Origin of the sequence: Angelakisella massiliensis, from assembly GCF_900104675.1 — a bacterium.
GTDB lineage: Bacteria > Bacillota > Clostridia > Oscillospirales > Ruminococcaceae > Angelakisella > Angelakisella massiliensis.
The window spans coordinates 1,837,339-1,850,319 of record NZ_LT629945.1 but is presented as its reverse complement, the minus strand read 5'-3'; the positions used below and the strand labels follow the sequence as shown (position 1 = coordinate 1,850,319).

Annotated in this window: 12 protein-coding genes; 11 read left to right on the top strand and 1 reads right to left on the bottom strand. The window is 56.1% G+C overall.

Annotated features, from left to right (window positions below):
- The first annotated feature begins 23 nt into the window (after positions 1-23).
- From BQ5383_RS14170 to BQ5383_RS14125, 10 genes are all read left to right on the top strand, one after another.
- On the top strand, positions 24-1,211 hold the full coding sequence (locus tag BQ5383_RS14170; protein ID WP_071432990.1) for a sporulation protein YqfD: 1,188 nt from the start codon (positions 24-26) through the stop codon (positions 1,209-1,211).
- 182 nt (positions 1,212-1,393) lie between these two features.
- Positions 1,394-2,368: a PhoH family protein gene (locus BQ5383_RS14165; protein ID WP_071432988.1), complete on the top strand. Its 975-nt coding sequence runs from the start codon at positions 1,394-1,396 to the stop codon at positions 2,366-2,368.
- A complete protein-coding gene (ybeY, locus tag BQ5383_RS14160) occupies positions 2,368-2,874 on the top strand; it encodes an rRNA maturation RNase YbeY (RefSeq protein ID WP_071432986.1) in 507 nt (168 codons plus the stop codon). The genes BQ5383_RS14165 and ybeY overlap by 1 nt, the downstream gene beginning before the upstream one ends.
- A 2-nt stretch (positions 2,875-2,876) precedes the next feature.
- Entirely contained in the window at positions 2,877-3,374 is a 498-nt protein-coding gene (locus BQ5383_RS14155; RefSeq protein WP_172724638.1) for a diacylglycerol kinase family protein, read from the top strand.
- Positions 3,375-3,388: 14 nt separating this feature from the next.
- Positions 3,389-4,315, top strand: a complete 927-nt coding sequence (gene era, locus BQ5383_RS14150) for a GTPase Era (protein WP_235821989.1) — start codon at positions 3,389-3,391, stop codon at positions 4,313-4,315.
- A gap of 387 nt (positions 4,316-4,702) precedes the next feature.
- On the top strand, positions 4,703-5,506 hold the full coding sequence (gene recO, locus BQ5383_RS14145; RefSeq protein WP_071432984.1) for a DNA repair protein RecO: 804 nt from the start codon (positions 4,703-4,705) through the stop codon (positions 5,504-5,506).
- The gene (locus BQ5383_RS14140; RefSeq protein ID WP_071432982.1) at positions 5,493-7,874 is read left to right on the top strand and encodes an endonuclease MutS2; all 2,382 of its coding nucleotides are present in this window, start codon (positions 5,493-5,495) and stop codon (positions 7,872-7,874) included. Before recO ends, BQ5383_RS14140 begins: the two co-directional genes overlap by 14 nt.
- Before the next feature lie 23 nt (positions 7,875-7,897).
- Complete coding sequence (locus tag BQ5383_RS14135; protein WP_071432980.1) at positions 7,898-8,731, top strand: HAD hydrolase family protein; 834 nt, start codon at positions 7,898-7,900, stop codon at positions 8,729-8,731.
- A gap of 520 nt (positions 8,732-9,251) precedes the next feature.
- Complete coding sequence (locus BQ5383_RS14130) at positions 9,252-11,033, top strand: N-acetylmuramoyl-L-alanine amidase (protein WP_071432978.1); 1,782 nt, start codon at positions 9,252-9,254, stop codon at positions 11,031-11,033.
- Between the two features lie 124 nt (positions 11,034-11,157).
- Complete coding sequence (locus tag BQ5383_RS14125; RefSeq protein WP_071432976.1) at positions 11,158-11,532, top strand: MGMT family protein; 375 nt, start codon at positions 11,158-11,160, stop codon at positions 11,530-11,532.
- 58 nt (positions 11,533-11,590) lie between these two features.
- Here BQ5383_RS14125 and BQ5383_RS14120 read toward each other — a convergent pair whose 3' ends face one another.
- Positions 11,591-12,385: an HAD-IIA family hydrolase gene (locus BQ5383_RS14120; RefSeq protein ID WP_071432974.1), complete on the bottom strand. Its 795-nt coding sequence runs from the start codon at positions 12,383-12,385 to the stop codon at positions 11,591-11,593.
- Between the two features lie 209 nt (positions 12,386-12,594).
- On the opposite strand from BQ5383_RS14120, the gene BQ5383_RS14115 reads away from it, so the two are divergent.
- A complete protein-coding gene (locus BQ5383_RS14115) occupies positions 12,595-12,870 on the top strand; it encodes a hypothetical protein (protein WP_071432972.1) in 276 nt (91 codons plus the stop codon).
- Positions 12,871-12,981 lie beyond the last annotated feature (111 nt).

Below are 12,981 nucleotides of genomic sequence, written 5' to 3'. Positions count from 1 at the left end.
ACAACATCCGTCGCCAAGGAGGTATGGCTGTGTTTTTGCCGCTGCTGCGTCTGCTGCGGGGGTCGATCCTGTTTGAGGTACGGGGCGGCTATCCCGAACGGATGATCAATCTCTGTGTAAAAAATGGGATTCCTTTATGGGATGGCAAACGCCTGGAGGGAGCGTTCCAGGCCCGTACCACTGCCGCCGGCGCCAAACGTCTGCCGGAGCTGGCACGGAAGTCCGGCCTGCTGCTCACCATTCGCCAGCGTCAAGGGCTGCCCCGGTGGCTGGAACGAAGCAAAAAGCGAATCGGCCTGCTGGCAGGGGCAGCTGTGGCGGGAGCGGCGCTGATTCTCAGCAGCTCCATCATCTGGAACATCCAGGTCACCGGCAACCATCGTCTTTCCACCGAAGAGATTCTCTCGGTCCTCCAGGAGCTGGGGGTACACCGGGGAACCTTCCGGGAAGGGGTGGATGTGCGCAATGTGGAGCGGCAGATGATGCTTCATCTGGATGATCTGTCCTGGGTGGCGGTAAACCTCAAGGGCTCTACCGCCTCCATCCGGGTGCGGGAACGGGTGCTGCCGCCGGAGATCCTGGATGTGACCACCCCTTCCAACATCGTTTCCACCTCCACCGGCTACATCACCGCCATGGATGTCTTTGAAGGGCAGGCAGTGGTGGATGTAGGGGACGCCGTCACCGAGGGAGAGCTGCTGGTAAGCGGTATTATGGAGGACGGCAACGGTAAAAACCGCACCGTCCGCTCCCGGGCCAAAATCACCGCCCGGGTGGAGGATACACTGGCGGTGACCATTCCATTGACCCAAACGGATTTTCTCTGCCGGGGGGTGGGAACTCGACACAGCCTGATCCTGTGGGGCCACGCCTTTTCCCTGAGCGGTTCCCAGCCTCCTGAGGGACTGTGGAAACGGGAGGCGGCAGTGGAACCCGTTCCCTTTGTGGGAAACTTTCTGCCGGTTTATATTCTGCGGGAAAACTATATCCTGCTGGAGGAGCGGCAGACCACCTACTCCCCGCTGGAAGCGATGGAACTGGCGCTGGAGGAGCTTTCCCGCCAGGAGGAGGAAAAACTGGCCTCTCAGGAGATCATCCGCAGGGAGGTGACCGGCCAGGAGCTGGAGGACCGGTTCCTGCTTTTCGCCGATTATCTGGTGGAACGGGAGATCGGGGAGGAGAAAGAAATTCTTCTCAAAAATGTGGAATAGATTTTAGGGAAAATAGCTAGTTTTTTTTCAAAAGATGTGCTATACTGATTGTGGTTTCGTCTGCCCTGAAGAAAAAGTGGGACACAGCTCCCCTGAGTCGCCACAGTTCCCTTTTTCAGGGACGGTTTTTATTCCATTTCCAGTGAAACCCAAACCAATTCAGAAAACGAGGTTTTTCTTTCTTGATCGAACAAATCATTAACATTGAGCGTATGGAACACGCTCTCACCCTCTTTGGCAACTGTGATGAGAACATCCGCCTGGTGGAACAGCAGTATGGCGTGAATATCCTGTTCCGGGGCACCGATCTGAAGCTCAGCGGCGAGGCGGAAAATGTTCTGCTGGCGGAAAAATGCATCCAGAGCCTTTTGTCCATCGTGGAGCAGGGAGAGCCTCTCAATGATCAGAATATCCGTTACGTCATGTCCCTGGTGGAGGATGGACGGGAGGGAGAGGCCGCGGCCCTCAACAAGGACGTCATCTGCATCACCTCCAAGGGGCGGCCTCTGAAAGCCAAAACCCTGGGTCAGCAGAACTATATTGACAGCATCCGCAAGAACACCATCACCTTAGGCATCGGCCCCGCCGGTACCGGCAAAACCTATCTGGCGGTGGCCATGGCCGTCAAGGCCTTCCGGGCCCATGAGGTCAACCGGATCATCCTCACCCGCCCGGCGGTGGAGGCAGGGGAAAAGCTGGGATTCCTTCCCGGCGACCTGCAAAACAAGGTGGACCCCTACCTCCGTCCCCTTTACGACGCCCTGTTTGATATGCTGGGCACCGAGAATTTCCAGAAGTATCTGGAACGGGGCAACATTGAGGTGGCCCCCCTGGCTTATATGCGGGGCCGGACCCTGGATGACAGCTTCATCATTCTGGACGAGGCTCAGAACACCACCCAGGAGCAGATGAAAATGTTCCTCACCCGTCTGGGGTTCAACTCCAAAATCGTCATCACCGGCGACGTCACCCAGATCGACCTGCCTGCGGACAAGCGTTCCGGCCTGGTGGAGGCGGCCAAGGTGCTGCGTGGAATCGACGATATCGCCATTACTCAATTCAATGAAAAAGATGTGGTGCGCCACAAGCTGGTGCAGGACATCGTTCGCGCTTATGAAAAATATTACAGCGACACCGCGAGGAGGACGAAGAAATAATGGACAAGCTCAAAGTACAGATTTCCAATCGGCAGAAAGATGTTAAAATTCCTTCCGGCATCCGGCTGCTCATCCGCCGCTGCTGCACCGCTGTGCTGGACGCGGAGAACTTTGAGGGCAGCGCTGAAGTGAGCGTCAGCTTTATCAATAATCAGGAGATCAAGGAGCTCAACGCCCAGTACCGGGGCAAGGATATCGAAACCGATGTTCTTTCCTTCCCCCTGGGTGAAAACGGCAATTACGACGTAAATCACGAGACCGGCGCGAAAATGCTGGGGGATATCGTCATCTCGGTGGAAAAGGCCGTCAGCCAGGCTGAGCTTTACGGACACACTCTCCAGCGGGAAATCGGCTTCCTCACGGTCCATTCCATGCTCCATCTGCTGGGCTACGACCATGAAAACGGCGGCCTGGAAGCTACTCTCATGCGGGAAAAAGAGGAGGAGATCCTCTCCCGCCTTGGCCTGACCCGGGATGTGACCTATGTGGTGAAAAAGGAACAATAAGGATGATGCTTTATCATCTGCAAAGCCTGCTGAACAGCTTCCGATATGCCTTCAGGGGGCTTTTGCTTTGTCTGAAAACCCAGCGGAACCTGCGTTTGGAACTGGCGGCCGCTTTGTGGGTGATAGCCGCGGCGCTGGCACTGGAGCTGTCCGGCGGCGAACTGGCCGCACTGCTGCTTTGCTGCGGGCTGGTGCTGTCTTTGGAGCTGATGAATACCGCTATGGAATTTACGGTGGACCTCTGCTGCCCCAAACCTCATCCCCTGGCCAAAGCCGCCAAGGATGCCGCCGCGGGCGGGGTCCTGATGGCCGCTGTCACCGCTGCCGCTGTAGGGATCGTTCTGTTTGGCCGTCCGGACAGGCTGGGGGCTTTGTTCCGGCTGGCTCTTGCTTCCCCGCTGCGGGTTATTCTGCTGGCGGGTGCCGCCGCTTTGTCGGCGCTGTTCATTTTCCTCCCCTGCTCACGGCAGCGGACGGAACACAAGGATACTGAAGATTAAAAAGGAGAACCGCTTTGAGCAATATTTCCATCCATGAAATCAATCCGGCGGGCGAAGAAAAGTCCGCTTTTATCGCCCTGGTGGGCAAGCCCAATGTGGGCAAAAGCTCCCTGCTCAACCGCCTGATCGGGGAAAAGGTGGCCATCGTCACCAACAAGCCCCAAACCACCCGCACCCGCATCACCGGCGTGCTGACCAAGGGGGAAACTCAGCTGGTGTTTCTGGACACTCCCGGCATCCACAAGCCCAAAACCGCTCTGAGCCAGCATATGCTCAAGGAGATCACCGATTCGGTGGCGGATGTGGACCTGGCGGTGCTGGTGGTGGAGCCTACCGGCGCCCTGACCAAGGCGGAAATGGAGCTGGTGGAGGACTTCCGCCGTCAGCGGCTGCCTGCGGTGGCGGTGCTCAACAAGATCGATCTGCTCCAGAACAAAGAGGAAATGATCCCCAAAATGCAGCTTCTCAGCGAAGCCTATCCCTTTGAGGCCATCGTCCCCATCAGCGCCCTCAACGGCGACGGGGTGGAGGAACTGATGAAGCTGTTCCTGGATGCCGCCCAGCCCGGTCCCCACTTCTTCCCTGACGATACCCTCACCGATCAGCCGGAGCGGGTCATCTGCGCCGAAATCATCCGGGAAAAGGTGTTGCTGAACATGCAGGAGGAGGTGCCCCACGGCATCGCCGTCACCATCGAAGAGATGAAAGAGCGGGAAAACCAGGAGCTGGTGGATATTCGGGCGGTCATCTACTGCGAGCGCCAGAGCCACAAGGGTATGGTCATCGGCAAGGGCGGACAGATGCTCAAAACCATCGCCTCCCAAGCCCGGCAGGATATGGAAGCCTTCCTGGGAATCAAGGTCAACCTCCAGTGCTGGGTCAAGGTGAAGGAGGACTGGCGCAATCAGGAGCGCTTTATCCGCAATTTCGGCTTCAATTAAAGTCAGAAAAGTCACCGTTTTTGAGTTTCCCAATGGGCAAACGCTGCAAGCAGGCGGGATCGTGCTGTTTTCTGCCGGTCAGCCTTTGCCTGAACGGGAAGATTTTCCACCAAAAATTTCAAAGGGGCTTTTGGACCTTTTTACTCCCTGCGCTCTTTGTCAAGCCCTAAAGTTTTGCCAGTTTCACCGCTCATTTCCATTCATATCCAACGTGTCCCGGCGCACATTAAATCACACAAGCCTGTGTGAAAGGAGCGCTGGAAATGGAGGACAGAGATCGGGCCTGGGAACGGTTTTGGCAAAGCGGACGGGTGGAGGATTACCTCCTCTATCGGGGCAGCCAGGGAACAAATACCACCGCAACACCACCGGCAGAGGAGGAGAACCATGCAGCTGAGCACCGACGCGGTCGTCATCCGGGAGAAGAAGCTGGCGGAGCATGACCGGCTGCTGACCCTGCTGACCCGGGATAAGGGGGTCATCACCGCCTACGCCCGGGGAGCCGGCAAGCTGCGGGGCAGCCTTCTTGCTTCCACGGAATTTCTATGCTATTCCCACTTCCAGCTGTTCCAGAACCGGGACCGGACCTCGGTGGACCGGGCGGAAAGCGAAGCGGTATTCTTTGGGGTGCGCCAGGACCTGGAAAAGCTCTCCCTGGCTACATATTTCTGTCAGCTTTGCTGCGAACTGGTGCCGGAACTGGACTGCGACGAGGGATATCTGCGGCTGCTGCTCAATTCCCTGTTCCAGCTGGAACGGGATAAAATGCCCTCCCGGCTGCTCAAGCCTTTGTTCGAACTGCGCTGTCTGTCCATGTCCGGTTATATGCCCGATCTGGTGGCCTGCTGCCACTGCGGCAATCCTCCGGAAGGCGGGGTGCTGTTTTCTCCCCAGCTGGGGGTCATCTGCTGCCCCGGCTGCCGCACTCAGGATATCCCGGACCCCATTCCTCTAAGCCCCGGGGTGTTTCAGGCAATGCGGCACATCATTTACAGCGATTTTGACCGGTTGTTCCGCTTCCGGCTGTCCGACCAGGGGACAGCGGAGCTGGGGCGGGTGTGCGAAAGCTACCTGCTGGCCCAGGTGGAGCGGATGCTTCCGGCCCTTCATTTTTATCAAACCGTCTGTCCTCCTCAGAAGGAACAGACCCCTGCAAAATTTGAAAAGGAGGCGCCTCATGGCACTGGATAAACATATGCGCGCCCTGGAACTGGACAAGGTGCTGGAGCTGCTGGCGGCCAAAACCACCAGCGAAGCTTCCGCCGCCAGAGCCCGGGAACTGACGCCTTTGACCGACTGGCGGGATGTGAGCGAGGCTATCGCCCAAACCGCCGATATCAACAGCCTTTCCGTCCGCTATGGCACCCCCGGCCTTGGTGGCATCAAGGATTGCCGGGACGCCCTGTGGCGGGCCCCGCGGGGGGGGCGGCTGTCCATTCCCCAGCTGATCCAGGGGGGGCGGGGGCTGAAAGTCATCCGCAATGTCAAGGACTGGCGGGGACAGCATGAGGGGTCCACCCACGTGGATGATCTGTTCTATGCCCTCACCCCCTGCCGCAGCCTGGAACAGGAGCTGGACCGGGCCATCCTCTCGGAGGATGAACTGGCGGATGAGGCTTCCCATGAGCTGGGGGATATTCGCCGGAAGATCCGCCGCACTCAGCTGAAAATCCGGGAGCAGCTGGACAGCATCATCCGTTCCCCTCAATATGCCAAAATCCTTCAGGAAAATATTGTTACCCTCCGTGACGGCCGCTTCGTGGTACCGGTGAAGGCGGAGTGCAAAAATGAGATGAAGGGCCTTGTCCACGACGTTTCCTCCAGCGGCGCCACTGTCTTTATCGAACCGGTGGCGGTGGTGGATGCCAACAACGAGATCCGCATGCTGGAAGGCCAGGAGCGCCAGGAGATCGACCGAATCCTTCTGGAGCTTTCCGGCATGGTGGGGAACATCGCCGGCCCCACCGCCGACAGCTTCGATGCTTTGGTGGAGCTGGACCTGCTTTTTGCCAAGTCCCGTCTGGCGGACGAGATGAAAGCCTCGGTGCCGCAGATCAGCAAGGAACGGGTCATTCGCCTCAACAAAGCACGGCATCCCCTCATTGATAAAAAGAAGGTGGTGCCGGTGGATATCACCCTGGGGGATACCTTTGACACCCTGGTGATCACCGGTCCCAACACCGGCGGTAAAACCGTGGCCCTCAAAACACTGGGGCTTTTGGCCCTCATGGCCGCTTGCGGTATGCTGCTGCCAGTGTCGGACAACAGCTGTGTACCGGTTTTTGACCGGGTGCTGGCGGATATCGGGGACGAGCAGAGCATTGAACAGAGCCTGTCCACCTTCTCCGCCCACATTACCAATATCATTTCCATCCTCTCTGCCGCCGACCAGAACAGTCTGGTGCTGGTGGATGAGCTGGGGGCCGGAACCGATCCTGTGGAAGGGGCGGCGCTGGCGGTGTCCATTATCGAAAACTTCCGGCAGAAAGGTGCGCTGGTGGCGGCTACCACCCACTATGCCGAAATCAAAATGTACGCCCTGACCACTCCGGGGGTGGAGAACGGCAGCTGCGAGTTCGACGTGGAGACCCTCTCCCCCACCTACCGGCTGCTCATCGGCGTACCGGGCCGAAGCAACGCCTTCGCCATCAGCCAGCGCCTGGGGCTGCCCCAGGAGGTCATTGACCGGGCCCGGGAACTGGTGAACACCGACAGCGCCCGCTTTGAGGATGTGGTGGACCAGCTGGAGGCCACCCGGCAGAAGCTGGAGAAGGAGCAATCCGCCGCCATGTCCAACCGGCAGCAGGCGGAGTATATCCGGCAGCAGCTGGAACAGGAGAAAAAGCGGCTGCAGAAGGAAATGGATGCTCAGATGGCCAAGGCCCGGGAGGAAGCCCAGACCCTGGTGGAACGGGTCAAGAGCCAGACTGACGCCCTGCTCAACGAGCTGGAGGAGCTGAAAAAGCAGAAGGACAAAGAGGACTTCTCCCAGCAGGTGGGCAAGGTGCGCAGCGGTTACAAGGGCCGTGTGGAAAAGCTTCGGGATCTGGCGGACCCTGTAGCCACCCGCCGGGAGGAAAAATATACGCCCCCCAGAGCTATCAAATCCGGCGACACTGTGCTTATCACTGATATCAACACCGAAGGGACCGTTATCTCCGGGCCGGACGGCAGCGGAAACTACCTGATTCAGGCGGGCATCCTGAAAACCAAGGTAAAGAAGGACCGACTGCGGCTGGTGGAGGATAATGGCCGGAAGGTCACCTTCAACAACCACAGGCGCATCCAGCCCAGCCAGAGCAAATCGGTGGCCAGCGCCAAAACCGAACTGGATATCCGGGGTATGGCCTCAGACGAGGGAATCATGGAGGTGGACCGGTTCATCGACCAATCCCTGATGATGGGCCTGAATACCATCACCATCATCCACGGCAAGGGTACCGGCGTGCTGCGTACCGCTGTGCAGAACCATCTGCGGAAGCACCGGAGCGTCAAATCCTTCCGTCCCGGCGTTTACGGGGAGGGCGAGGCCGGTGTGACGGTGGTGGAACTGAAATAAGGTATAAAGAGGGAGGCGTTTCGGTGGAAAACAGAGTACTGGAATGTGTTGTTACCGATCTGGATGGCAGCCTGCTGGATGCCAATCGGCAGATGGGCCTTCGGGATCGTCAAACCATCCGCAAACTGATGGAAAAGGGCATCCCGGTCCTCATTGCCACCGGGCGGCATCAATGCGTCACCCGGGAATATGTCCGCCTGGCGGGAATTCAGCTGCCTGCCATCACCGCCAACGGCGCTGTGCTGTATGATTTTATGGAGGAGCGTCCTCTTTGGGTCCGCCCCCTTCCTGTGGCGGCAGTGGCAGGGCTTTGGCGCTGGTGTCTGGAACACCGTCTGCGCTACTACTTCTACAGCGACCGCAAATCTTATTTTTATCTCAATAAGGAAAACCGTCCCTTTTTCCAGGAGGAACTGCGGGATATGGAGGGGGATGGCGCGAAAGAGTTTGAGATCGTTCCGCCGGACTTTGACCCCACCCCCTACACTGTCACCAAATTCATGATATCCGGTTGTATCCCCGCCATGCTGGCCCGGCTGCGGGAACAGGATTTTATCCGGCAGTACCAGCTGGAAACCGCTTATTCCAGCGCCAATTTTCTGGAGATAAACGCCGCCGGGGTCAATAAGGGCAATGCCCTGAAGGAAGCAGCGGCACGACAGGGCTTTTCTCTGGAAAACACCCTGGCTTTGGGGGATTATTTCAACGACCTGCCCATGCTCAAAGCAGTGGGGATGCCAGTGGTTCCCGCTTCCTGCGAAGAGGGGATGAAGGCTTTCGGCTTCCATCAAAGCGCCCCCAGCGGCAGCAATCCTTTGACTGAGGCGGTATCCCATTTCTTCCCCCATCTCCTTTGAAAGACCTTTCTCAGAGAAAGATCCGGAAAGGAGAACTCGATTTTATTTTCACCCACAGCCCAATAAAAATATCCCACCAGGCGGCAGTACACCAGTATTGCCGCCCGTTTTTTATCCCAACACGCTTTCCGTCAGAGATATTCTCCCTTGTTCATGTATCTTTTACCAGCACCAAAGTCACCAGCGCATTTCACTCCCTGTTTCCAGATATGTCACTGAGCGGACACGTTTTATTCTGATTTCTTCCATCGTCCATTTACCATAAATTTGGTACTCTTTATCATGGGCACTGTTTTTCTTCCAAGCCTGGAGGCGGGATAAGTTGGAGGATTTTTCCTTTGTCTCAGGCTTTGCTTCCAAAATCTTCCTGAAGCTTCTGTGTAAAAACGCTAAAAAATTAATAAATTTTCAGAATTAAAGATTTCTTCACAATTACCTGTCGCATTCTGTGGTAGACTGGTAAAAAAGAACGAATCCTTTCAGGTATATTTTCAGCGACAGATCCATAGGAGGCCCCTTCTTGAAACAGATTTTTTCCAAAACCTTATCCTTGGCTCTTGCAGCGGCACTGGCCATGCCCCTTTCTTCCCCCGTGGTGACAGCGTCAGCCCAGCTGCGTCAGTATGATGATTTTGAAGCCATCACCAGTCATGTGGATACCTATGTCCCTCAGGAGCTGGCTGTTACCGGACCCTCTGGAGACATTACCACCACATCGGACGCTTATTATATTACCGGCACCAGTGATCCCAACCAGACACTGACCCTCAACGGGGAGGAAGTGACCGGTCGGGGCATTTTCGGAAGTTTCGGCGTCTATGTCACCCTTTCCTCCGGTGAGAATGTTTTTACCTTTGCCCAGGGCGGGCAGGAGGAAACGGTGGTCATCACCAAAAGCTCTGCCAGTTCGGTGACTACCACGGACACCATCACCTCCATGTTCCCCTCCTACAAAAGCGCTCATGAGGCGGGGTCCACTGTCACCCTTAGCTGTGTGGCCCCATCCGGCGCGCAGGTGACCGCTTCGGTGGCAGGCGCTCACATCCAGCTGGAACAGGTGGCTGCCACAGCGGTGGAAGGGGTTCCTGCCCGTTTCAAGGGTGAGGTTCGCATTGGCGCTGTGAATGATCTGGTGAAACTGGGTGTGGTCACCTATACCATGACCTGGAATGGTTCCACCAAAAGCTTTACCTCTGCGGAAAGCCTGTACGCTTATCCCGAAGGGGAAACACTCCTCATTGAGATGCGGGATACCTCCGTTCCCGTCTTCGCTGACGGCACCACTACCTCCAACTTTGTCACCACTGCCAAAATCGGCGCTGTTGCCGAAGTGGTGGGACAAAATGAACTGCGCTATGAGCTTGCTATGGGAGGCTGGGTGGTGAAGGAAAACGTTCTCCCCTATGGCGTCGGTTCCGCCCACAACCAAGTGTCCGACGTCACTTTCAGCAGCACTGTTTATGGGGAGCGATACATCTTCCATGGTACCGGCAATCCCATTGCCACCACCTGGCAGCGCAACGGCGTACTTCATGTGGAGCTGCACAACACCGCCGGTATCGACAGTATCCCGGTGGCAAACAGCAATATTTTTACTGATGTTTCCATCTCTGAGGGGACAGACAGTGTGATTCTGGAATTTTCCATTGCCCCTGACAAAACCCTTTGGGGCTATGTGCTGGAATATGAGGACGGCGTGACCACCCTCTACTGTAAATACAAACCGGAGCTGACCGGTAATCCCAGCCGTCCTCTGGAGGGCATCATTGTGGGACTGGATGCGGGACACGGCGGCACCGACCCCGGCGCTTTCGGCACCGCCAAGCTGATGGGACCGGTGGAAAAGGATATTACTTACGCAACTGCCCTGGCGGTGAAAAAACGGCTGGAATCCCTGGGCGCCACTGTGCTGATGCCGGAAAAGAAGGACACCAAGAGCAGCGCTGTGGACCGGATGCAGGCTTCTCAGGATGAAAAGGCCGACCTGTTCCTCTCTCTCCACTGCAACAGTGTGGCAGGCAACGGCCTGCGGGCCACCGGTGTGGAGGCCTATTATTACGAGAGCCGTTCCAAGAGCTTTGCCGACATTCTTTCCAGCTATGTGGCTGCCGGTACGGGACGCACCGACCGGAGAGAGAAATGGAATTACTTCCGTGTGACCCTCAGTACCCTCTCCCCTGCTGTTCTGCTGGAAATGGGCTTTATCAGCCATCCCCAGGAGTATGACAATATGTGCAGCAAACGGGGTATTTTTGACACCGCCAATGCCATTGGCGACAGCATCATCGATTATCTCAGCTGAGTTCTTCTTAAACATTGATCTCATACAAGAATACAGGGGGCTTTTCGCTTCGCGCGGAAGGCTCCCTGTATTCCTTTATTGCTTATTGCGGCCTTTCCTCTACCATGATATGATAAAGAAAAGTATGGAGAAAGAAGGGATTTTTTTGGCCCGGGAGGATTTTTTCTGGCAAGTCTATGGACTGACAGCTCTCATTCCAAAAGGAAAAGCTGTCAGCTATGGGCAGCTGGCAGCAATGCTGGGCTATCCCCGGCGGGCCAGAATGGTGGGACAGGCCATGAGCCGTGCTCCCGCTTTTCTTCATCTCCCCTGTCATCGGGTGGTGGCTTCCGATGGACGCACCGCGCCCCATTGGCCTGAACAGGCTGCGCTCCTGAAAAAGGAAGGCATCCCTTTTTTAGGAAACGGCCGGGTGGATCTGGAGAAATGCCGTTGGCAGCCCCAACCGGAGGAATTATCCGCTTTGCTCAACAGCAAAAAAGACCATACCGGAATCTGATACAAAACCGGCACAGTCTTTTTTACAGCAATCTCGGCCCGTCGGAGGACGGTTTCTTTTACTGGGCTTGTTCCTGATCGTGAGGAGGGATATCTCCCACGCCGTCCAGCACCAGACGGGGGCGGTAGGGGTAGCTTTCAATCTCCTCCCTGGTGGTGACGCCGGAGAGGACCAGCACCGTGTCCAGGCCGGTTTCGATACCAGCGATCATATCGGTGTCCATCCGGTCGCCGATCATCACCGCTTCGGCGGAGTGGACCCCCAGCATCCGCAGTCCGGTACGCATCATCAGAGGGTTGGGCTTACCTACAAAATAAGCGGACTTGCCGGTGGCAAGCTCAATGGGCGCCACCAGCGCACGGCAGGCGGGAACGATGCCGTTCTCGGTGGGACCGGTCAAATCGGTATTGGTGCCGATGAGACGGGCGCCCTTGCGCACCAGTTCCACCGCCTTGACAATGTTATCGTAATGGTAGTTCTGGGTCTCCCCCACCACCACATAATCAGGATTGACATCGTTCATGGTGATGCCCGCCTCATAGAGGGCATTGACCAAGCCGGGGCCGCCCACCACATAGGCGCTGCATCCTGGCGCCTGACTGCTGATAAACCGGGCGGTAGCCAAAGCGCTTGTATAGAAATGGCTTTCATCCACTTCCAGCCCCATCCGGGCCAGTTTCTGCTGCAATTCCCTGGGAGAACGCTCACTGGAATTGGTCAGGAACAAAAAGCGCTTATCTTCTGCATAAAGCCACTGTACAAATTCCCGAACACCGGGAAGAAGACGATTTCCGTGATAAATCACGCCATCCATATCGCAAATAAAGCCTTTTTTACTGCGTAAAGTTTCCATGGCAAATTCTCCTTTCATCATGTTGCCTAACTTTCAACGCCTAAATCATAGCACATCACCCAAAAACCTGCAAGTAAATTCCCTGTAAACAAATCCTCTCGAATTTGTGCAGAATAAAACCGATGTATGTACAAATATATGTCCCTTTTTCGTCGTTATTTTAACAGGTGAAATCAATCTCTCAAAACATCAGAAAGGACGTGCTGATATTGAAACTAAAAGCCATCCGTATTTTTTTCCTGGCTGCTTTGGCCCTTTCCCTTTTTGTTTCCATCGATCTGGGGCTGAATGTTCTGTACACCCTCATCCCGGAGTTCCAGGACGGCATCCCCTCCTACAGCATCCTTCAGTCCACCTTCGGGGTATTTGGAAGCAGCTGGACCAGGGGAACATTCTTTTTTGCCTTTGCCAAAGCCATCTGGATCACCTTTGCTTTGGGGATCGTTAACCTGCTGCTCAGCGCCATCCAAATCTGGAAAAAATGATCTTGACTGCAGCCTATAAAGCGGGACGGCTCCATACACAAAAATCCCGCCGCACCTTCTTGCCATGTTTCACTGAAAAAGATACCAAAAACAGCGCTGTCCACTCCGGCT